Source organism: Nocardiopsis sp. CNR-923, from assembly GCF_001942255.1.
Lineage (GTDB): Bacteria > Actinomycetota > Actinomycetes > Streptosporangiales > Streptosporangiaceae > Nocardiopsis.
Window position 1 is genome coordinate 1 of sequence record NZ_MKKC01000113.1, and the last position, 21,161, is coordinate 21,161.

At 71.8% G+C, this 21,161-nt stretch carries 12 protein-coding genes and 10 pseudogenes; 5 read left to right on the top strand and 17 right to left on the bottom strand.

Annotated features, from left to right (window positions below; translation table 11 throughout):
- Positions 1 to 250 precede the first annotated feature (250 nt).
- From BJF83_RS26240 to BJF83_RS20465, 4 genes and pseudogenes are all read right to left on the bottom strand, one after another.
- Positions 251 to 1,320, bottom strand: a pseudogene (locus BJF83_RS26240) (zinc metalloprotease).
- Positions 1,321 to 1,450: 130 nt separating this feature from the next.
- Positions 1,451 to 3,172 (bottom strand): DEAD/DEAH box helicase, encoded by a 1,722-nt coding sequence (locus tag BJF83_RS20455; RefSeq protein ID WP_075927588.1) that lies wholly within the window; start codon positions 3,170 to 3,172, stop codon positions 1,451 to 1,453.
- 126 nt (positions 3,173 to 3,298) lie between these two features.
- Positions 3,299 to 3,568, bottom strand: coding sequence for a hypothetical protein (locus BJF83_RS20460; RefSeq protein WP_075927589.1), 270 nt, complete (start codon positions 3,566 to 3,568; stop codon positions 3,299 to 3,301).
- A gap of 6 nt (positions 3,569 to 3,574) precedes the next feature.
- On the bottom strand, positions 3,575 to 4,390 hold the full coding sequence (locus tag BJF83_RS20465; RefSeq protein ID WP_075927590.1) for a class E sortase: 816 nt from the start codon (positions 4,388 to 4,390) through the stop codon (positions 3,575 to 3,577).
- 222 nt (positions 4,391 to 4,612) lie between these two features.
- Between BJF83_RS20465 and BJF83_RS27640 the strand changes: the two genes are divergently transcribed.
- A complete protein-coding gene (locus BJF83_RS27640) occupies positions 4,613 to 4,870 on the top strand; it encodes a hypothetical protein (protein ID WP_158070413.1) in 258 nt (85 codons plus the stop codon).
- Here the strand turns inward: BJF83_RS27640 and BJF83_RS20475 are convergent.
- From BJF83_RS20475 to BJF83_RS20510, 8 genes and pseudogenes are all read right to left on the bottom strand, one after another.
- Positions 4,849 to 5,091, bottom strand: coding sequence for a DUF3039 domain-containing protein (locus BJF83_RS20475; protein WP_075927591.1), 243 nt, complete (start codon positions 5,089 to 5,091; stop codon positions 4,849 to 4,851). The two genes, BJF83_RS27640 and BJF83_RS20475, sit on opposite strands and share 22 nt — an antisense overlap.
- A 76-nt stretch (positions 5,092 to 5,167) precedes the next feature.
- Positions 5,168 to 5,748 (bottom strand): annotated as a pseudogene (locus tag BJF83_RS20480) (YqgE/AlgH family protein).
- Positions 5,749 to 5,822: 74 nt separating this feature from the next.
- A pseudogene (locus tag BJF83_RS20485) lies at positions 5,823 to 7,219 on the bottom strand (NAD-dependent malic enzyme).
- 445 nt (positions 7,220 to 7,664) lie between these two features.
- Positions 7,665 to 8,438 (bottom strand): AAA family ATPase, encoded by a 774-nt coding sequence (locus BJF83_RS20490; protein ID WP_075927592.1) that lies wholly within the window; start codon positions 8,436 to 8,438, stop codon positions 7,665 to 7,667.
- Between the two features lie 209 nt (positions 8,439 to 8,647).
- Positions 8,648 to 9,604 carry a tetratricopeptide repeat protein gene (locus BJF83_RS20495; RefSeq protein ID WP_075927593.1) on the bottom strand — a complete coding sequence of 319 codons (957 nt, stop codon included), beginning with the start codon at positions 9,602 to 9,604 and terminating at the stop codon, positions 8,648 to 8,650.
- 105 nt (positions 9,605 to 9,709) lie between these two features.
- Positions 9,710 to 10,441: a dienelactone hydrolase family protein gene (locus tag BJF83_RS20500; protein ID WP_075927594.1), complete on the bottom strand. Its 732-nt coding sequence runs from the start codon at positions 10,439 to 10,441 to the stop codon at positions 9,710 to 9,712.
- Positions 10,442 to 10,545: 104 nt separating this feature from the next.
- Positions 10,546 to 12,275, bottom strand: a pseudogene (locus tag BJF83_RS20505) (methylmalonyl-CoA mutase).
- A gap of 64 nt (positions 12,276 to 12,339) precedes the next feature.
- Positions 12,340 to 12,854: pseudogene (locus BJF83_RS20510) on the bottom strand (MarR family transcriptional regulator).
- Between the two features lie 153 nt (positions 12,855 to 13,007).
- Between BJF83_RS20510 and BJF83_RS29765 the strand changes: the two are divergent.
- A pseudogene (locus tag BJF83_RS29765) lies at positions 13,008 to 13,298 on the top strand (glycosyl hydrolase family 18 protein); the annotation flags it as partial.
- Positions 13,299 to 13,508: 210 nt separating this feature from the next.
- Here the strand turns inward: BJF83_RS29765 and meaB are convergent.
- Both meaB and BJF83_RS20525 read right to left on the bottom strand, forming a co-directional pair.
- Positions 13,509 to 14,609, bottom strand: a complete 1,101-nt coding sequence (meaB, locus tag BJF83_RS20520; RefSeq protein WP_083678629.1) for a methylmalonyl Co-A mutase-associated GTPase MeaB — start codon at positions 14,607 to 14,609, stop codon at positions 13,509 to 13,511.
- A 40-nt stretch (positions 14,610 to 14,649) separates the two neighbouring features.
- Positions 14,650 to 15,836 (bottom strand): annotated as a pseudogene (locus BJF83_RS20525) (acetyl-CoA C-acetyltransferase).
- 86 nt (positions 15,837 to 15,922) lie between these two features.
- On the opposite strand from BJF83_RS20525, the gene mce reads away from it, so the two are divergent.
- Positions 15,923 to 16,381, top strand: a complete 459-nt coding sequence (mce, locus tag BJF83_RS20530) for a methylmalonyl-CoA epimerase (protein WP_075927595.1) — start codon at positions 15,923 to 15,925, stop codon at positions 16,379 to 16,381.
- A gap of 308 nt (positions 16,382 to 16,689) precedes the next feature.
- A pseudogene (locus tag BJF83_RS20535) lies at positions 16,690 to 17,960 on the top strand (DivIVA domain-containing protein).
- Between the two features lie 258 nt (positions 17,961 to 18,218).
- On the opposite strand, the pseudogene BJF83_RS20540 reads toward BJF83_RS20535, so the two are convergent.
- From BJF83_RS20540 to BJF83_RS20550, 3 genes and pseudogenes are all read right to left on the bottom strand, one after another.
- A pseudogene (locus tag BJF83_RS20540) lies at positions 18,219 to 18,958 on the bottom strand (alpha/beta hydrolase).
- A 29-nt stretch (positions 18,959 to 18,987) separates the two neighbouring features.
- Positions 18,988 to 19,308 carry an ATP/GTP-binding protein gene (locus BJF83_RS20545; protein ID WP_187347196.1) on the bottom strand — a complete coding sequence of 107 codons (321 nt, stop codon included), beginning with the start codon at positions 19,306 to 19,308 and terminating at the stop codon, positions 18,988 to 18,990.
- An 88-nt stretch (positions 19,309 to 19,396) separates the two neighbouring features.
- Positions 19,397 to 20,590 (bottom strand): 3-hydroxybutyryl-CoA dehydrogenase, encoded by a 1,194-nt coding sequence (locus BJF83_RS20550; protein ID WP_075927597.1) that lies wholly within the window; start codon positions 20,588 to 20,590, stop codon positions 19,397 to 19,399.
- Between the two features lie 214 nt (positions 20,591 to 20,804).
- On the opposite strand from BJF83_RS20550, the pseudogene BJF83_RS26250 reads away from it, so the two are divergent.
- Positions 20,805 to 20,903: pseudogene (locus BJF83_RS26250) on the top strand (endonuclease); the annotation flags it as partial.
- Between the last annotated feature and the right edge of the window lie 258 nt (positions 20,904 to 21,161).

Consider the following 21,161-nt stretch of genomic DNA (forward strand, 5'->3'; position numbering starts at 1 on the left):
GACGTAGAGTGCTGTCACGAGGGTGTCTATGTCTTGGCTCACACCAGATCATGGACACCCTCTCTTCGTGCGCGCAGGCTTTTGGAAAGACTCGTCTAGGGCGTGCCCGGGCCGCCCAGGCGCACCGCCCGGCGGCCCAGGACACGGGAACGGCCCGGTCCGCAGGGGTCTCCCCCACCGGCCGGGCCGCACCGGAGCCGCCGGGGCGCGCGGCGTGGACGCGCGGCGTGGCGCGCGCACGCCAGACGCCCTACCGCACCGCGGCGCTGGCCTCGACCCGTCCGTCCGGAGCCGCGTCGGCCCGGACGTCCACGGACGGTCCGCGTCGCCAGTCGGAGGACGGGGCGGCCATACGGGGGTCGGGCTCGCCCGTGTTCCTCCCGGACCGGAACGCCATCCAGTGGTCGACCATGCGTTGGCCCTGGCCGCGTGTGAAGTGGGTCATGCACGCGTCCTCGGAGTAGTTCATGAAGTTCGTGACCGGGTCCTCGCCCGACTTACTGCGGCAGGTGTCGCGGCCGCGGGGGCAGCCGGAGGCGGCCTCGCGTTCGAAGGCGGTGTCGTCCACGTAGTCGCCGGGGTTGTCGCAGCCGTTCTGGAAGGTGTGGAACAGGCCCAGCCAGTGGCCGATCTCGTGGGTCGCGGTGTGGCCCTGGTTGAACCGGTTCCGGTCGCCGCCGGGCAGCGTGTCGTAGGCGACCACGACGCGTCCTGCTTCGGTTCCCGCTTCTGGTTCTGCGGGAAGGTCGAGTACCCGAGCAGCCCGGTGTCCAGGCGTGTCGTGTAGAGGTTGAGCGTCTCGGCGCCGCCCCGGTGCAGGCGCGCGCGGGCCTCGTCGCGGTAGCGGCTGAAGTCGCGGAACCAGGAGTCGTTCACCGTGCGCGTGACGTCGCGCAGGTGGAAGCGGAAACCCGTGTCGGCCCCCTCGCCGCCGAAGGCGTAACCGCCCCGGTAGGCGCGGTTGAGCACGTCGATCTGCCGCCGGATCTGCCGCTCGCCGACGGCGCCGCGACCGTCCGTGGCCGAGATGACGTGCACGACCACCGGGACCTGCCGGATCGGCTCGGCCTGCTGACCGCGCAGGGGCAGCATCGCCTCGCGCAGGAGCCGCTCGTACTCGGCGGCCTGTCGCGGCGTGACGTCGCCGCTCTCGGGGAACTGGGCGGTCTGGCCCGGGTTGGCCAGTCGGGCGTCGAGGGCCGAGGAGACGCAGGAGTCGAGTCGGCTTCCCGCCGCGACGGTCGTCCCCGGGTCCTGCCCGGCGTCGGCGGGCAGGTACGCCGTACCCGCCACGATCCCCGCCAGGGCGATCCCGCACACGACCATTCCGGACCACAGTGCGGTTGCGCCACCGCTAGAGTTTCGTCGCATCACCACACGGACTGTAGCTATACGAACACTCTCTGCCGATCAGCCGTGCGCGAACTTGCGAAGTGTTTGCCCGATCTCGCTACCGCCGGCCGACCGCCCAGGTGCGCAGTTGGGCGATGCGCTCGCGGATCTGCGTCGGCGAGGCCTGGGCGACCGGCGGACCGCCGCAGGCCCGGCGCAGCTCGTTGTGGATGACGCCGTGGGGCTTTCCGGTGCGGTGGTGCCACGCGCCGACGAGCCCGCTGAGCTCGCGCCGCAGCTCGGCGACGACCTCGTGCGTGGGCCCCTCGTCGGGCTCCTTCGCGGAACCGCGCCTGGCCTTGATCTCGCTGGCCCTCAGGTCGGCGTTGCGCTTGCGAAGCAGCTGGGAGACCTGGTCGGGCTCCAGCAGGCCCGGGAGTCCGAGGAAGTCCTCCTCCTCGGTGGACCCGGGCACGCCGCCGTACTCGTTGCCGTCGAACAGAGCGCGGTCGAACTCGGCCGCGGACTCCATCGTCTCGAACGGCAGCTCCTCACCCGCCTCGGGGGTGTCGCGCTTCCGGTTGGCCTCCTTCATGAGGTCCTCCTCCGGATACTCCTCGTCCGAAGGCAGCCGGTCCAGGACGTGGTCGCGTTCGCGTTCCATCTCGCCCGCGTACTCCAGCAGCGTGGGCACCGAGGGCAGGAACACGGAGGCGACCTCGCCGCGCTTGCGCACGCGCACGAAACGGCCGATGGCCTGGGCGAAGAAGAGGGCGGTGCTGGTGGAGGTGGCGTACACGCCCACCATGAGCCTGGGGACGTCCACGCCTTCGGACACCATGCGCACCGCGACCATCCAGCGGTCGTCCCCCGCCGAGAATCGGGAGATTTTCTTCGAGGCAGTGGGGTCGTCGGAGAGCACGACGGTCGCGCCCTTGCCCGTGATCTGCCGCAGGATGCGCGAGTAGGCGCGGGCGTTCTCGTGGTCGCTGGCGATGACCAGGCCGCCAGCGTCGGGGTGGGTCTTGCGGACCTCGGTCAGACGGCGGTCGGCGGCCTGAAGCACCTTCTTGATCCAGTCGCCCTTGGGGTCGAGGGCGGCGCGCCAGGCCTGGGAGAGCGCGTCCTGGGTGAGGGGCTCGCCCAGGCGTGCGGCGAGTTCGTCGCCCGCGCGGGTCCGCCAGCGCATCTCCCCGGAGTACGCCATGAAGATGACCGGCCGCACGACCCCGTCCTCCAGGGCGGGGGCGTAGCCGTAGCTGTAGTCCCATGAGCACCGGCGCACCCCGTTTCCGTCCTGGACGTAGTCCACGAAGGGGATCGGGTTGATGTCGGAGCGGAAGGGGGTTCCGGTCAGGCTGAGCCGCCGCGCGGCGGGGTCGAAGGCCTCGCGGACCGCCTCCCCCCAGGACAGCGCGTCGCCGGCGTGTGGAGCCTCGTCGAAGACGACGAGCGTCTTGCGCGCCTCGGTGCGGTTTCGGTGCAGCATCGGGTGCGCGGCGACCTGCGCGTAAGTGACCGCCGCGCCGATGTACTGGCGCCCCAGCGCGCCCTGGCCGTTGCGGAACTCCGGGTCGATGGGGATGCCGAAGCGGGCGGCCGCCTCGGCCCACTGCTTCTTCAGGTGCTCGGTGGGGCACACGATCGTGATCGCGCGGACCGCGTGCCGTCTGAGGAGTTCGCTCGCCAGGGTGAGGGCGAAGGTCGTCTTCCCCGCGCCTGGCGTGGCCACGGCCAGGAAGTCGCGTGGTTCCCGGCGGAAGTACTCCTCGAACGCTTCCCGCTGCCAGGCGCGGAGTCCGCTCAGGCGGTCCTCCGTGGTGGTCTGCGTCACCGTCATGCTCTTGGTCCCCCGTTACTCACCTGGTAGAGGTTAGCGGCCCCCGGAGACCGGTCCAGGAGCCGATGCCGTGGTGCCGCGCACACCGTGCGCGGCACCGTCGCCCAGGCGGAGCGATGCGAGAACTCAGGAACTCTCGGAGGCCGAGGGTTCGGGGGACTCCGACGGGGACTCCGACGCCGAGGGGGACTCGCCGCCGGGCAGCGCGCCGGCGCCCTCCGCGGCGGCGTCCGCGCCCTGGACGTCGACGGCGCCGTCGTTGAACGGCATGTGTGGGGAGATCGCCGGGAAGGCGAAGAGCCACAGCAGCGCGCACGCGCCCGCCAGCAGGCCGACCGACAGGATCAGCTTGGACGGCCACGGGCCGGGAAGCACGCGCCAGATCAGTCCGTACATCCGCCTCTACTCCTCGTCCTCGTCCTCGTCGGCGTCCGGCGCCATGTGGGCGATCGGTTCGGGCATGCCCTCGGACTTGGGGGTGGTCTCGGTGAGCTCGGCCCAGACGATCAGCCGGTGGGTGTTGTTCAGCTTGGGGGCGCACGTGGTGAGCGTGATCAGGGAGCGCTCGGGGTGCTCGTCGCTGGCGTCGTCGAACGGGTCGGGTTCGATCACCCACACGTCGGAGGGATCGACGGTCTCCTCGCGGAACACCTCGTAGGTGTAGAAGTTCTCCCCGTCCTCCAGGACCATGACGTCGCCGTCGTCCAGTTGGTCGATGTCCCAGAACAGGCCGGGCGTCCGGTGCGCGGCGACGCCGTAGTTCCCGAGTTCGCCCGGCCCGGTGTCGTACTCGGTGTAGTGGCCGGGGCTGTTGCGGATGTCCTCCTGTGTCGTTCCGTTGACCACGACCCACTGGAGGTCGAGGTCGGGCAGGTACAGGCGGCTGTCCGCGCTGCCGGGCAGCGGCTCGGACTCCGGACCGGGCTCGGTGTCCTCCTGCTCGGCCCAGGCCTCCTCCAACCCCTGGGCGAGCTCCTGCTGCTCCCGGTCGGTCTCCCACTGGCCGCCGTAGACCTCGTAGCCGGCGTAGAAGAGCATGAGCAGACCCGCGGTCAGCAGGATCTCTCCGATGGTGCGGACGATGGCGCGGACGACGTCGCCGGGGGTGTGCCGGGGCCTTCGGGCCCTGCGGCGCCGCCCTCCTTCCGGGTCCCGACGGCCCCGCCCGCGGCGGGGGTGGGGGTCGTCGTGCTTGTGCCGTTCAGTTGTGGAGACCAATAGGACCTACTCCTGTGGACGCTTTCGTGCGCTCCGACACCTACCTGCGGGGAACGACGAGCGGGGCCCCGGTACGCGGATGCGGCAGGACATCGACCTGATGCTGGTACACGTCGCTGAGGAGCGGCGCCGTGAAACGCCAGCGGGTGCGCCCCGTGCGGCGACGCGTCCACGGGACAGCACCGCCACACGATGGGCGTAGGCGGCCGCAAGCCCCAAATCGTGCATGACCACGATAGCCGCCCGACCGGCGTCCGCGAGTGCGCGCGACACGGAAAGAACGACTTCCCGGTGGCGGATGTCGAGCGCGCGGGTCGGCTCGTCGATCATGAGCGGCTGGGCACGCTGGGCCAGGACCTGGGCCGTCGCGACCCCGGTGCCGGGACGGGCGGGCCCCGGCACACGCGGTGTGCCGGGGCCCGCCCGTCGGGGCGCGACGCGGGCGTCTGGGAGCACGCCTACTTCATGAGCTCCTCATAGGCCTTCTTGCACTCGGGGCACACGGGGAACTTCTTGGGATCCCGGTTGGGGACCCACACCTTGCCGCACAGAGCGATCACCGGATTGCCCGTGACGGCGCTCTCGGTGATCTTGTCCTTCTGCACGTAGTGCGCGAACCGCTCGCGGTCACCGTCGTCGTGCGAGGTGTCCGGCCTGGTCTCGCTCTCCGGGAGAACCTTGTTGAAGACATCCATCGACATCGTTCCTCACACCTTTCCACGTCTGCGTTCCACGGTATAGGGTGCCGCGCGCCGCACGGCGGTCGCTCGTCGCCGCTCAGTTCATCGTCGGGTCCTCGGGGTAGGTCGACAACAACGCGAGTTCACCGCCCTGCCGTCGCAGCACACGCGACCACAGCCGCTCGAGGGCGGTGGTGAACACGTCTTCGGCGACCGCGGGGACGACGTACCAGGCGCCCTCGTCGATCTCCCCGGACAGCTGACCGGCGGCCCACCCGGCGTACCCCGCGAAGACGCGGAACGCCCCCAGCGCGCCGCCCAGCACGGAGGGCGGTCCGTCCAGGTCGACCACGCCCACGCCGTTCAGTCCCAAACCCGGGTCCACCCCCTCCAACGGGGACCAGCCCGAAGGCGGGTCGCCCGTGCCCGACACGCCCAGGGCGATGCCGGAGCCCTCCCCGACGGGTCCGCCGGCGAACATCACCGCGGGCGCGCTGGCGTAGCGCCCCAGTCCGTCACGACCTCGTCGACGGCCGTGTCCAGGGGGCGGTTGAGGATCACCCCGAGGGTGCCGTCGGCGGTGTCGTCCACGACGAACACCACCGAGCGGCGGAAGGAGTCCTCCTGGAGGAGGGGGGCGGCCACCAGCAGTCGCCCGGTCAGTCTTGGCTGGTCCATGGTCCCCCCTTACCCAGGTTCGCGCCCCTCGTCGGGCAGGTGCGGCCACTTCCGCTCCGCGACCGGGCCCGGCGTCAGTTCCCGCGGCTCCGCTGGGCGACCTCGCGCACGGCGGTGGCCACGTGCGTGGACAGGTCGGAGTGGAAGACGCTGGGGATGATGTAGTTCGGACCCAGTTCGTCCTCGGTGACCACGTCGGCCAGCGCCTCGGCGGCGGCGACCATCATGTCGGAGGTGACCTCGTGGCTCTGGGCGTCGAGCAGTCCGCGGAAGAAGCCCGGGAACACGAGCACGTTGTTGATCTGGTTGGGGTGGTCGCTGCGGCCGGTGGCGACGACGTCGGCGTGCAGGTGGGCGACCTCGGGGTCGATCTCCGGGTCGGGGTTGGCCAGCGCGAAGATGATCGCGCCGTCGTTCATCTCGCGACGTCGTCGCCGGTGAGCAGGTTGGGAGCGGAGACGCCGATGAAGACGTCGGCCCCGGCCACGGCCCCCCTGAGGTCGCCGGAGTAGCCCTCGGGGTTGGTGTGCTCGGAGATCCAGCGCAGGTTGTCGTCGAGCTGCTCGCGTTCGGCGTGCACCGCACCGTGCACGTCGCTGACGATGATGTCCTTGGCTCCGGCGTGCATGAGCAGCTTGAGGATGGCGGTGCCCGCCGCGCCCGCGCCCGACATCGCGATGCGCACCTGGCTCAGCTCCTTGCCGACCACGCGCAGGGCGTTGCGCAGCGCGGCCAGGACGACGATCGCGGTGCCGTGCTGGTCGTCGTGGAAGACGGGGATGTCGAGCAGCTCGCGCAGACGGGCCTCGACCTCGAAGCAGCGGGGGGCGGAGATGTCCTCCAGGTTGATGCCGCCGAATCCGGGCGCCAGGACCTGGACGGTGCGCACGATCTCGTCGACGTCCTGGGTGTCGAGGGCGATCGGCCAGGCGTCGATGTCGGCGAAGCGTTTGAACAGGGCGGCTTTGCCCTCCATGACCGGCATGGCCGCCTCGGGGCCGATGTTGCCCAGGCCGAGGACGGCCGAGCCGTCGGTGACCACGGCGACGCTGTTGCGCTTGATGGTCAGCCGGCGGGCGTCGTCCTTGTTGGCGGCGATCGCCTGGGAGACGCGAGCGACACCGGGGGTGTAGGCCATGGACAGCTCGTCGCGGTTGCGCAGCGGCACCTTGGAGGACATCTCGATCTTGCCGCCGAGGTGCATGAGGAAGGTGCGGTCGCTGACCTTGTGGACGGTGACGCCCTCGACCGATCCCAGAGCGTCGACGATCGCCTGGGCGTGGTCGGTGTCACGCGCGGCGCAGGTGACGTCGATCCGGATGCGCTCGTGGCCGGCGGCCGCCACGTCCAGCGCGGTGATCATGCCGCCCACGTGCTCCACGGCGTTGGTGAGGCTGCCGACGGCGCTGCCTCCCGCGTCCAGTTCGAGGCGGACGGTGAGGGAGTAGGAAACGCTGGGAAGGCTGGCCACGTGTTGCTCCTTGGCTCTCGCTTGGTGTCGTGCGCCGGTGGGGCGCGCGGGTGACCCCGGTCACGTGGACGTCGACGCCCGGTGCCCCTCCCGTCGCCCACCGCGCGCAGCGGCCGCTTCGGGGCGGGACGGGACGCCCGCCCGTGGCCCTCCGCCGGGCCCGGTCCGGCCGACGCCGCGTGTCGGTTCCGCGCCGGGCGCGGTCCCCGCACACGTGTGCGCTCGGCGGAGCGTTGGGGTTTGCCGCGTGTCCGCCGCGCGGTGTCTCTCCATGGTGCACCGCCCCGGGGACCGTGGTCACGGGAGGGGGCTGGTGTCGGACGCGCGATCGGGCCGTCCCACTCTACCGGAGTCAAGACCAGATCGTCAGCAGGAGGGGACAATTCGACCCTTAGTAAAAAACTCCACAACTTTCCAAGGCAGTGGCGGGGTGGGCGAGGCGACGTCAGGGAATCCGACCCGCTCCGCCGCCTGCGCCGTCCGTCGCGTTCCCGGCGCCGCCCGTGCCGCCCCCGTCCGGCCTTCGCCCGCGGGCCGCCTGGACCACGATGTCCACGCACGCCTCGATGGTGAACGCGGTGCCGTCCAGGAGGACGTGGTACAGGTCCGGGGAGGCGGGGTCGACGCGGTAGAAGCGGCGGACGTAGGCGGCCCGGGCGCGGTCGTTGTCGTCGAGCAGCCGGAGGGTGGGCGCCATGTCGCACCAGTCGTGGCCGCCGACCTCGTCCCGGTTCCCGGACGCGAACAGCTCGCGGGCGCGGCTCAGCCGGGCGTGCCGGTCACCGTCGACGCGGACGTGCAGGGCGGTGGGGTGGTCGGCCAGGACGACGGCGGCCCCGCGGCCGAGCACCACTCCCCCGGAGTGGCCGACCTCACCGATGACGCGTTCGGTCTCCTCGACGAACTCGTGGTCGTACAGCAGGCGCCCCTGCTCGTCGGTGGGCCCCGTCAGCGCCGTGTCCACACCGCCGAGGGTGACGGTGGGAAGTCGCGCCGCGCTGGCGAGGAGGCGTTCGAGCCCGCCGGGACTGCGGCCGTCGTGGCGCAGCGCCTCCTCCAGGGAGCAGCCGATGTGGGCGGCCACCGCGCTGGGGACGGCGCGGTCGAGGAAGGGCACGCGGAGCCGCGCGGCGACCGCGGGGCCGATGACGGCGCCTCCGGCGCCGAAGGTCGCCGAGATCGTGACCACGGGGCCGCCACGAGGAGTGTCGTCGTTCATGGGCACCTGCCGGTTCGCCGCCGGGCCGCGCGACCCGCCGTCACCGGGTTCGTACCCCCTGCTCGGTGGGCTATCCCGCCGCCCACGCGAGCAGAAGAACACGATGATTTACCGGTGTGTCCATGTATGTGACGCCCTGGGGATTCGTGGGTGCCGACGTCGGAATCCTCGTTCTCAGTCGGCACCCCGTCGTGCCCGCGGGACACGTCTCAGAACAGCGCCGAGGTCAGCTTGCGCCGGGCCGCGGCCACACGCGGGTCGCCGGGCGCCAGCAGCTCGAACAGCGAGAGCAGGTGGGTGCGCGCCCGGTCGCGGTCGTCGCCGCTGGTGCGCTTCACCGTGGCGATGAGGCGGTCGAACGCGTCCTCGAACCCGCCGCCGTACATGTCGATGTCGGCGACGGTGCACTGGGCGGCGACGTCCTCGGGCCGGTCGGCCGCGGCCTCGCGCGCGGCGCCCGCGTCCACCTCCTGGAGGCGGCCGACCAGGCGGACCTGGGCGAGCTTGAGTTTGGACTCGATGTCGTCCGGGGCGGCCTCCACCGCCTTGGCGTAGACGGCCTCCGCCGCGGCGAGGTCGCCGCGCTCCAGGGCGGCCTGGGCCTCGGCGTCGACCGGGTCGACCTCGGGCTGCTCGGGCTGCTCGGGCTGCCGGCCCGCCTCAGCCGAGGGCTCGCCCTCGACGGCGCCGGGGTGCCCCGCGGGCAACATGCCCTGCTCGGCCAGGGCCGCGAACACCTGACCGAGCCAGTCACGCAGCTGGTCCTCGGTGGCCGGCCCGGCGGGACCGGGCATGACCTGGCCCTGGACGGCGACGATGATCATCGGCGTGGTCGGCACGCGCAGGGCCTGCACGAGCTGCGGGCTGGCATCGCTGTCGAGCTTGGCGAGGAACCAGTTGCCGCCGGAGGCCGAGGACAGGCGGTCCAGGGCGCTCTCGACCTGCTTGGACTGCTCCGACCATCCAGCGAGCACGGCGAGGACGACCGGGGCGGACATCGACCGTTCCAGGACCTCGGCCTGGAAGTTGGCCTCGTCGACGTTGACGGCGTACGGGTTGGCTCGACCGGCCGACTCCTCGGCGCGCTGCTTGGCCTCGCGTTCCAAGGCCGCCTTGCGCGCAGCGAGGTCAACCGCACTGTTCGGTGAAAAGTCCGAAGGCTGCATACTTCCATCCTGCCGCATGCGCGGGAGGGCGGGCGACGCCCGGCGCCGGTGCGTGACCGGACTCTCTCCGGCTCCGGCCGTCGCACACCGGACCGACGGCCCCGATCAGGCCCGTCCGTCGCCCAGGTGTTCGGTGAAGAAGGCGTCCAGGCGGCGCCAGGCGTCGGCGGCCGACCCGGTGTCCCGCCTGACCCCGAAGGCCCGCAGCACCAGTTGGAGGGACCGGGGCCCGTTGGGCGCCTCGTTCATGAAGGAGTGGCCGGCCTCCGGATACTCCTTGACGTCGTTGACCACACCCGCCTCCTCCAGCGCCGCTCTGAGCTTGGCCGCGCCGCCGGGCACCATCCGGTCCTTCGCCCCGTAGCTGGCGACGGTCGGACAGGCGCCCCGAACGGCCGCGTGCACGTCGTACGGAGTGACCCCGTAGTGGGGTGCGGCGGCGTCGAACGAGGGGGCCGTGGCGATCGCGAAACCGCCGCCCATGCAGAAGCCGACGACCCCGATCCTGCCCGTGCACTCGGGCTGTTCCAGCAGCCAGGCGCGCCCGGCGGCGATGTCGGTGAACGCCCGCCCCCGCCCGGCCGACAGGGCGCGCATCACCCGCACGACGCATCGCACGAGGCCGCCCTCGCTGTACAGGTCGGGGACGATCGTGAGGTAGCCGAGTTCGGCGAGGCGGTCGGCGTGGCCGCGCATCTGTTCGTCGACGCCGTAGGCCTCGTGGGCCAGGACGACGCCCGGCCACGGTCCCGCGCCCCGAGGACGGGCCACGTAGGCGCGCAGCCGCGGTGAGCCGTCGTTGTCAGCGGTGAACGCGCTGAGGTCGAGTTCGGGCACGGCCGCCTCCTGCTGTCCGTCTCCGGCGCCCCACCGTACCGCGCGCCCCTCGCCCGCCGGGAGGGGAGTCCGGCGGGGAACCCGGCCCTGCGGGCGCGGGCCGCTCAGAAGCGCGGGTCCTCCGTGTAGGTCCCGAACTCCTCCCCCATCGTGGCGCAGATCTCCCCGAGCGTGGCCTCGCGCGGGCGGCGCCCATGATGAGCGGTACGAGGTTGGCGTCCCGGGCGCGCACGCCCTCCGCAAGGCGGGCGAGCGCGCGGTCGACGGCGGCTCCGTCGCGCCGCTCACGGCGTTCGGCGAGCACCTTGCGCTGCTCCCGTTCCACCTCGTGGCTGATCCGCAGGATGTCCAGCTCCCCGGACACGGTGCCGGTGTGGCAGTTCACCCCCACGATGCGTTTGTCGCCCTTCTCCAGCGCCCGCTGGTACTGGAACGCCGCCTCGGCGATCTCGGAGTTGAAGTACCCGTTGTCGATCCCCGCGAGGATGCCGGAGGTCATCGGCCCGATTCCGTGCTCCGATCCGTCCGCGCGGCCCATGCGCAGGATCTGGGCGAAGATCCGCTCCGCCTCCTCCTCCAACTCGTCGGTGAGCGCCTCCACGTACCAGGAACCCCCGAGCGGGTCGGCGACGTTGGCCACCCCCGTCTCCTCCATGAGCACCTGCTGGGTGCGCAGCGCGATCTCGGCGGACTGCTCGGTGGGCAGGGCCAGCGTCTCGTCGAGCGCGTTGGTGTGCAGGGAGTTGGTTCCCCCGAGCACCGCGGCGAGCGCCTCGACGGCGGTGCGCACGACGTTGTTGTGGGGCTGCTGAGCGGTGAGCGAGACCCCCGCGGTCTGCGTGTGGAACCGCAGCCAGCACGCCTTCTCGGTGGTCGCCCCGTAGGTGTCCCGCATCCAGCGGGCCCAGATGCGGCGGGCCGCGCGGAACTTGGCGATCTCCTCGAAGAAGTCGATGTGGGCGTCGAAGAAGAACGACAGCCCCGGCGCGAACGCGTCGACGTCCAGACCGCGTGAGAGCCCGAGCTCCACGTAGCCGAACCCGTCGGCCAGGGTGTAGGCGAGCTCCTGCGCGGCCGTGGCCCCCGCCTCGCGGATGTGGTAGCCGGACACCGACAGCGGCTTGTAGGCCGGAATGCGCTCCGCGCAGAACTCCATGAGGTCGCCGATGAGGCGCAGGTGCGGGCCGGGAGGGTACAGCCACTCCTTCTGCGCGATGTACTCCTTGAAGATGTCGGTCTGGAGCGTGCCGTTGAGCGCGCCGAGGTCCACGCCCTGGCGTTCGGCGGCCACGAGGTACATGCAGAACACGGGGACGGCCGGGCCGCTGATGGTCATGGACGTGGTCGTGCGGTCGAGCGGGATCCCGTGGAAGAGCAGGTCCATGTCGGCGACCGAGTCGACGGCCACCCCGCAGTGCCCGACCTCGCCCAGTGCGTGCGGTGAGTCGGAGTCGTGGCCCATGAGGGTGGGCATGTCGAACGCCACGGAGAGACCACCGCCGCCGGAGTCGAGGATCATCCGGTAGCGCTCGTTGGTCTGGCGCGCGTTGCCGAACCCGGCGAACTGGCGGATCGTCCAGGTCCGGCCGCGGTAGCCGGTGGTGTGGAGGCCCCGTGTGTAGGGGTACTCGCCCGGCCAGCCGATCCGCTCGAACCCGGGGACATCGGATCCGGGCGGCGGCCCGTAGACCGGCCGCAGTGTGCGCCCGGAGAGCGTGGAGAAGTCGGCCTCGCGCACGCGCGCGGAGTCGTGCCGGCGCTGCCAGCGCTCGCGCCCCGACTCGATCTCCTCGGCCCCGCCTCCGCTGGTGGGACCCGGTGTGGTGTCCGCCATACCCGAATAGTAGGACGTCCAACTAAGCCTGTACAGGAGGCGCGCCCGCGGCGCCTCGCAAGCGTCAGCGGCCCTCGGCCGCGACGGGCGCGGGGAAGTCCCCGAAGTCCGCCCTGAGCTTGGTGAACATCTCGTGCATCCGCCACAGCTCCGCGTCCGAGTAGCAGCCCAGCGCGAACTCCATGCCCATCAGGCGCCGGTGGCCTCCTCGGCGACCTCACGCCCGGCCCCGGTGATCTCGGCGAGGACGCCCCGGCCGTCACTCGGGTTGGGGCGGCGGCGCACGAGACCCTGCCCCTCCAGGCGGTCGATGGTGTTGGTGACGCTGGTCGGATGCACCATGAGCCGCTCACCGATCTTGCCGAGCGGAAGCGCGCCCGTGGAGCTGAAGGTGAGCAGGACCAGGGCCTCGTAGCGGGCGAAGGTCAGACCGAACGGTTTGAGGGCGCCGTCCAGCTCCCCGATCAGGATCTGCTGCGCGCGCATGACGGAGGTGACGGCGGCCATGGCGGGAGAGGCGCCCCACCTGCGTGTCCAGTTGTCGTGCGCGCGCTCGATCGGGTCGAACGGAAGATTCAACGGGTTTCCCACGTCGCCACTCTAGTCACGACAGGCGTGGTAGCAGGCAAGCGCTCCCAGCACAAGATTCCCGGGTGGCCGCAAGGGGCCAGTTGGGGAACCCGATGCCGGTCCAGCCCCCCAGCTCAGAAGAGTCGGCCCCGCGGAGGGGACGCCCGCCAGAGCGCGACGGGCCCCGCGACCGGCACCTACGAGCCGGGCATCGACGACTGGAAGGTCGTCAAGGACCGTTCGGGCTTCACCCTGCACCGCGACGACGCCCTCGGCACGGCCTGGCTCTACGACGGGAACACCTTCTGGACCTTCGACGACGAGATCGCGTTGACCCACACGGCCGACTGGGCCCAGGCCCAGGGGCTGGGCGGCGTCATGATCTGGTCCATCGACGGCGACGACGCGGGGGGCAGCCTCATGGCGGCCGTCGACGCGGCGCTCGCGTCGTAGGCCCTTCCCGGGCCGCTCTCCCCTCCCGTGAGGGTGGCGCCCGTCAAGGTGTCGCGATGGCCGGAACGGGACACGAACTCCTTCCGGCCACTGGTCCGGCCCACACGCTGGTCGGGACCGGCGCGACCGCTCCGCGCGTGCCCTGAGCCACCAGGGATCACCGAGTGTTCCCTGGCCGGGCACCGAACTCTTAGTTAGGTTTCCCAGAAATCAGAGATCACAGGCTCCGGACGAGTGTGCCCCGAGCTGGCACGGGCGTTCGGCGCTCTGATCCGGGGAGCACCGCCGCCCCGGCCGACACTGACCGATGTGCGACGGACCGCGTCGGCCCTTCTCCGTTCGGGGCCCGAGCCCGACCCGGGACTCAGCGCCCAGGTCCGCGAGCACGACGTCAGCGGCCGAGTACGGGTCGCGCAGACCCTCGGCCACCTCGCGCGCCAGGGCGTCCAGTCCGCCGTCCAGGTCCTGTGCGCCCAGCCGCGAGCGCAACCGGTCGAGCACGATCCCCTGGACCTCCTCGCGGGCGCGGGCGCGACGCCGCCGCTCCAGCCCACCCGTGGCCTCCAGATGGGCGCGGTGCCGGTCGACGCGCTCCCACAGCTCCTCGGTGCCCTCGCCCTCGGCCGCCACCGTCATGACGATCGGCGGCTTCCACTCCTCATCCGTCCGATCCACCATCGCGACCATCTGCCGCAGCTCCCGCAGTGCGGCCCTGGCGCCGTCCCGGTCGGCCTTGTTCACTGCCAGGACGTCGGCGACCTCCAGCACCCCGGCCTTGGCCGCCTGCACCGAGTCGCCCATTCCGGGGGCGCACAGCACGACGGTGGTGTCCGCCCGACCGGCGATCTCCACCTCCGCCTGACCCACGCCGACCGTCTCCACGAGGATCACGTCGAACCCGGCCGCGTCCAGGACCCGCAGCGCGTGCGGCGCGGCCCAGGACAGACCGCCCAGGTGCCCCCGGGTGGCCATGGAGCGGATGTAGACGCCGGGGTCGGTGGCGTGTTCCTGCATCCGCACGCGGTCGCCGAGCAGGGCGCCGCCGGTGAACGGGGACGAGGGATCCACCGCGAGCACCGCGACCGTCAGGTCCCGGGCGCGGAGCAGCCGCACGACCGCGTTCGTGGTCGTGGACTTGCCCACGCCCGGGGACCCGGTGAAGCCGACGACGCGCGCCCGGCCGGTGGACGGCGCCAGACCCGCCATGATCTCGCGCAGCTCCGGCGCACCGTTCTCAACCAGGGTGACCGCGCGGGCCAGTGCGCGGCGGTCACCCTGGCGGACCCGTTCCACCAGTCGGGCGGCGTGCATGGGACTCCTCGTCGGTCCGGCCCTCGGGGGCCTCGGGCGCCTACTCCGCGGGCACCGTGAACAGCAGGGCGTCGCCCTGGCCGCCGCCGCCGCACAGGGCGGCGGCACCGAGCCCGCCGCCGCGGCGGCGCAGCTCGTGGACCAGGTGCAGGGCGATGCGCGCGCCGGAGGCGCCGATCGGGTGGCCGATCGCGATGGCGCCGCCGTTGACGTTGACGATGTCCTCGGAGACGCCCAGGTCCTTGACGGACTGGATGCCGACGGCGGCGAAGGCCTCGTTGATCTCGACCAGGTCCAGGTCCTCCACGCTCCTCCCCGCCTTGGCCAGCGCGTGCCTGATGGCGTTGGAGGGCTGCGAGTGCAGGGAGTTGTCCGGGCCCGCGACGTTGCCGTGCGCCCCGATCTCGGCCAGGACGGGCGCTCCGAGCTCATTGGCCTTGGCTCGGCTCATCACGACCACCGCGGCGGCGCCGTCGGAGATCTGCGAGGAGGACCCGGCGGTGATCGTCCCGTCGGCGTCGAAGGCGGGGCGCAGCTTGGCCAGGCTCTCGGCGGTGGTGCCGGGGCGGATGCCTCATCGGTCTCGAAGACCACGGGGTCTCCCTTGCGCTGCGGGATCGGCACGGGCACGATCTCCCGGGCGAACCGGCCCTCGGCGGTCGCGGCGGCTGCGCGCTGGTGGGAGCGGGCGGCGAAGGCGTCCTGCTCCTCGCGGCCGATGCCGAGCTTGGCGTTGTGCCGCTCGGTCGAGGCGCCCATGGACTCGTTCTCGAAGGCGTCGGTGAGGCCGTCGTGCGCGGTCGCGTCGAGGACCTCCACCGAGCCGTACTTGTACCCCTGGCGTGCCTTGGGCAGCAGGTGGGGGGCGTTGGTCATCGACTCCATGCCGCCCGCGACCACGATGTCGAACTCGCCCGCGGCGATGAGCTGGTCGGCGAGCGCGATCGCGTCCAGACCGGACAGGCACACCTTGTTGATCGTGACGGACGGGACGCTCATGGGGATCCCGGCCCTGACGGCTGCCTGACGGGACGGGATCTGCCCGGCGCCGGCCTGGAGCACCTGTCCCATGACCACGTATCCGACCTGTTCACCGCCGACACCGGCGCGCTCCAGGGCGGCCTTGATCGCGAAACCCCCCAGTTCGGCGGCGGAGAACCCGGCGAGTGAGCCGAGGAGTCTGCCGGTGGGGGTCCGTGCCCCACCGACGATGACGGAACCGGGCATCGTAACTGGCCTCCATGTGATCGGGGTCGCACCTGGTCTGCAACGATACCCACACAGCGTTCAGCGACGTCCGGGAGGTTCCACCCATGAGCGACGCACCCGCCCCGACCATCCCGTTCTCCGGGCTCACCAGGCTCGACCACGTGGGGATCGCGTGCCGCGACCTCGACGCCTCGATCGAGTTCTACCGGCGGACCTACGGATTCGAGGTCGAGCACGAGGAGGTCAACGAGGAACAGGGGGTACGCGAGGCGATGCTCCGAATCAACGGCACCGACGACGGCGGAGCCACGTATCTGCAACTGCTCGAACCCACCCGCCCGGACTCCCCCGTGGCCACGTTCCTCGACCGCAACGGCGAGGGCGTGCACCACCTCGCCTTCGGGACCTCCGACGTCGCCGGGAGCGCCGCGACGGTCGGTGCGCGCGACGTACGTGTCCTGGACCGGGAGCCGCGCCACGGAACCCTGGGGTCGCGCATCGTGTTCTTGCACCCCAAGGACTGCGGAGGAGTGCTCACCGAACTCGTCCAGAGCGCCGGGTGAACACCGAATGTGAGATCCGTCCCCGGGCGCCGATGTCACGGGGGCATTCCAGCCACGTCACGGCTTGGATTCCTCGGGGCGCGGTGACCTCGGAGCCACCGGAAGTTACCCGAAACCCTCTTCCCAGGCGTTCCACGCTTGATAAAGTCGCCTAGCCGCCGGAGTGTTCTCCGGCGTCGGTCCATGTCTTCCGGTCCGGCCGCCGCACGCCCGGACACAGACCGCCCACCGGGGACGACGCGGCCGCCTCCGCCGCCCCCCGGCCGCTCGCAAGTAAGCCGTCTCGCACCCGTTCAGGATTCCGCCACATGTCGTCAAACAACATTGACTCCCAACTCGACAACATCTTCAACGAGGACAACACCCCGCCCGAATTCGACGTGGTGCTGCGTGGCTACGACCGCACCCAGGTGGACGACTACGCGGCCAGCCTCCGTAGCGAGCTGGAGCAGTCCAGCAAGAAGATCGAGAAGTTCAAGGCCGAGCTGAGCGCCAAGAACCGCCAGCTCCAGGAACGTGAGCGCCCCTCCTACTCCGGTCTGGGCTCGCGGATCGAGGAACTGCTGCGCCTGGCCGAGGAACAGGCCAACGAGCTGGTCCAGAGCGCCCAGATCGACGCCAACGACATCCGCTCCGCCGCCAAGATCGAAGCCGCCGAGATGCGCGCCGCCGCCGAGTCGGAGGCGACCGAGGCGCGCACCCTCGCCCAGCGCGAGGCGGACGAGATGCGGCAGACCGCCGAGTCCGAGGCGGAGGAGATCAGCACGACGGCCCGCCGCGAGGCCGACGAGCTGGCCTCCACCACCGAGCGCGAGGTCCAGAAGAAGCGTTCCGCCGTCGACCACGAGATCGCGGAGAAGCGCGCTACCTTCGAGGGCGAGATCGCCAAGCTGCGCACCACCACCGAGCGGGAGTGCGCCCAGGCGCGCGCCGCCGCCAAGCGCGAGCGCGACGAGACCATCCAGGCCGCCAAGAGCCAGGCCGAGGAGCTGCGCAAGAACGCCGAGCGGGCCTACGCGGAGTCCGAGGCGCGCCGCACCGAGGCCGAGGACCAGTTCGAGCTCCAGCTCGCCGACCGCCGCGCCGAGGCGGAGCGCCAGGACGCCGAGCGGCTCGCCGCGGCCCAGGCCGCCACCCAGAAGATGGTCAGCGAGGCCGAGGAGCGCGCCAACAGCGCCGAGCAGCGGGCCACCAAGGCCAGCCAGCAGGCCGAGCAGACCCGGCGCGACGCCGAGAACCACGCCAAGCAGCTGGTCGGCAACGCCAAGAAGAACGCCGCGCAGATCGAGTCCGAGGCCAAGTCGAAGGCCGAGCACCAGCTCGCCGACGCCAAGGCCGAGGCCAACCGGATCATGACGGCCGCCAGGAAGGAGGTCGACGACCTCAACGCCCAGCGCGACAGCATCCAGTCGCACCTGAGCCAGCTGCGGCAGCTGCTCGGCGGCGGCGCTCCGGCCCCGGCCGCGCCGACCGCGCCCGCCCCCGCGGCGATCGCCCCGAAGGAGCGCCCGCCGAGGAGGCCAGGCAGCCCGCCCACTCCGGCAAGGGCGCCGACGACGAGGACTGGTGGCAGGAGTAGCCGAGCGCCCTGGGGGGCCGTTCCGCGGTCGCCCCAGGGGTGTGCGTTCGGGCTCCGGCGGAGTCCCCGGGGACGCGACCGCGCCGCAGGCGTCTATTGAGGGCGGCGGGCCGACGTGCGGGCTGGAAGTCCCCGCCTTCGCCGCGCCCGGACGCGGTCCGAGGACCACGGCGGACGCCGCCCCGCGCGCGGGAGGGGCCCGCATCCGGACGATCCGGGGCGGGCCCTCCCGCGTCGTCGGCGGGGCGCGGTGCCGTGTCAGGCCAGCGGCGCGACGTCCTTCCCGTGGGGACCGTCCCACTCGGTGGGCAGCGGGTGGGCGGCGGGGTTGACCACCCGGACGATCTCGTCGAGCACCCGGCGCACGTACGGCTCCCCCACCCACAGGTGGCGGGCGCGTCGACGCCGACGATCTCGGCCTGGGTGAGCGGCGCGAACCGTCGCCGGGCCTCGTCGGGACGCAGGTAGTCGTCGTACTCGGGAACCAGCGCCACCACCGGTTTGCCGGAGTCCGCCCACACCTTCATGTCCGCCTCGCCCGCGCGGCGCAGCGGCGGGGACAGCAGGATGGCGCCCTTGACCTGGGGGTCGCAGCCCCACATGAGCGCCAGTTCGGTGCCGAAGGACCAGCCGAGCAGCCAGGGGTCGGGCAGCCCCTCGAACTCCGTGAACTCGATGGCGGCGAGCACGTCGTGGCGCTCGGCCTCGCCCTCGCCGAAGCTGCCCTGGCTGGTGCCGTGGCGCGAGGTGGTGCCGCGGGTGTTGAAGCGCAGCACCGCGAGGTCGGCCAGGGCGGGCAGGCGGAAGGACGCCTTGCGCAGTACGTGGCTGTCCATCATGCCCTCGGCCGTGGGCAGCGGGTGCAGGCACACCAGCGTGGCGACCGGGGCGCGGCCCTCGGGCACGGCCAGTTCGCCGACCAGTTCCAGGCCGTCGGCGGTGTGCAGGGTGACGGGTCGGCGCACGGCGGGCAGCACCGTGGTGGCTCGGATCTCCATGGCTCCTCGGGTCGTGCGGGTGATGCTGGTCAGTGTCGGGGCGAGCGGCGGGAACGCCGGTCCCAGCAGGAGGTGTGCCAGTGCCGCCGGTCGCCCCCGTCGCCGTAGGGGCGCCAGGCCACGACGTGGGCCATGCCGGCGGAGATCTCCTGGACGCAGCCGGGGCAGCGGTAGACCTTGGTCGCGGACGCCCCGGGGATCCGACGCGTCACCCACTCCCCGTCGGGGCCGTTCTCCCGACGCTGCCCGCCGGTGACGCGCAGCATCAGGGCGTCGTCGTCGGGCGGTCCCGGGGGACCGCCCCGGCCCCGGGAGGGCTTACGGCGAGGGGAGTTTCTGCGCGGACTCACGTCTACCAGGGTAGAAGAAGCCGATCAGTGGCCGCCGCCACACCGGGGCGGCGCCGCCCACGGCGCGCTCGCGAGCCCGCGACGCGGGTCAGTGGTCGTGGCCCTCGTGCCCCACGTCGGGCAGCTGGTCAACGAGCAGCGGCGCCGGGACGGCGATCGTGGTCAGGCTGTATTCGCCCATGGCGACCAGAGTGGTGACGACGTGCTCGGCGCCGCGCTCCTCCAGGAGCTCGGTCGGCCCCTTGGGGTAGCCGCAGCCGAACCGCATGGCGGTGTCGACGTCGCGGGCGCAGGCGTACCCGTCTCCGATCATGCGCAGGGCGTCGTCGATCTGGGGGGCGATGAGCATCTCGCCCAGTTCCAGGGTCTCCTCCTCACGGACCATCTCCGCGAAACGGCCGGTCGTCCGGGGCTCGGCGGGGTCGTCCTCGCCGGTGTAGAAGCCCTGTCCGGTCTTGCGGCCCAGGCGGCCGGCGGCGACCATGCGGCGCAGCAGCGGGGCGGCGACGTAGCGCGGGTCGCGGTACTCGTCCCACAGCACGTCCATGACCGCCAGGCACACGTCCAGGCCGACGAGGTCGGCGAGGGCCAGCGGCCCCATGGGGAGCCCGGCGGCTTTCTGGACCGAGGCGTCGATCTCCTCACGGGTGGCCACGCGGCGCTCGTAGAGGCGGATGGCGTCGTTGATGTAGGGGACCAGGAGAGCGTTGGCGACGAACCCGGCGCGGTCGCCGACCGTCACGGGGGTCTTGCCGATGCGCTTGGCGACCTCGGTGACGATGTCGACGGTCTCAGCGCTGGTGGAGACGGTCGTGACCACCTCGGCGAGCTTCATCACCGGAGCGGGGTTGAAGAAGTGCAGTCCGACGACGCGTTCGGGACGCCCAGTGAGCGCGGCGATCTCGGTGACCGACAGTGAGGAGGTGTTGGTGGCCAGGATCGTCCCCGGCGGACAGATCCGGTCCAGGTCGGAGAAGACGTCGCGTTTGATCGCCATCCTCTCCGGCACGGCCTCGACGACGAAGTCCGCGTCCGCGAGGTCCTCGCGGGAACTGGTGAACGTCAGTCGCGCGTCGATCCGCGCGCGCTCCTGCTCGGTGATCTTGCCCCGGCCGACGGCCCGGGAGAGCGATGCGTCGACGTGGCCACGGCCGCGGTCGAGGGCGGCCTGGTCGATCTCGACCCCGGTGACGTCGAACCCCGCACGGGCGAACACCTCGGCGATGCCCGCGCCCATCGTGCCGAGTCCGACGACACCGATCTTCTCAAATTCCTGCACCATGCGCCCCACCTTAGACGGACGCGTGGTCCGCGCCCGCGCCGGACCACGCACGTGTTGGTCCGCGGTCCCTCGTCCGGACGCCGGCCCGGCGACGCGCGGCCGGGAACCGCCGATGCAAGGTTACTTCCCAGTAACCCAGCGGTACGCACCGGTGTGGACGATGCCGCCCGATTTCCGGCTCCCGGGTCCCCCGGGAGGCGGTAACGTGGCCGCCGTGCGTCTCGTCATCGCCCGGTGCAGCGTCGACTACGTCGGTCGGCTCACCGCCCACCTGCCCATGGCTCCCCGCCTGATCCTCATCAAGGCCGACGGGTGGGCCTAACGAGTCTCCAAACATCCCGGTAGCCTCCTTCCCCACTGCTCAACCGATGGGAAGGAACCCCCCCTTGCGCGTACTGCCCGTCAAGAGGATCAGCAGGGACAGCGAGGACTCATCAGCGCTGGAACGCCAGACCTACGAACTGGAGGAGGCCCTAGGTCCTGTCTGGAGTTCGAATTATGGACGCGGTGCGATGCTGCGGAGCCAGAGCATCGCACCGCATAGGTGCAGCCCGGCCTCGTAGCTCTCCGG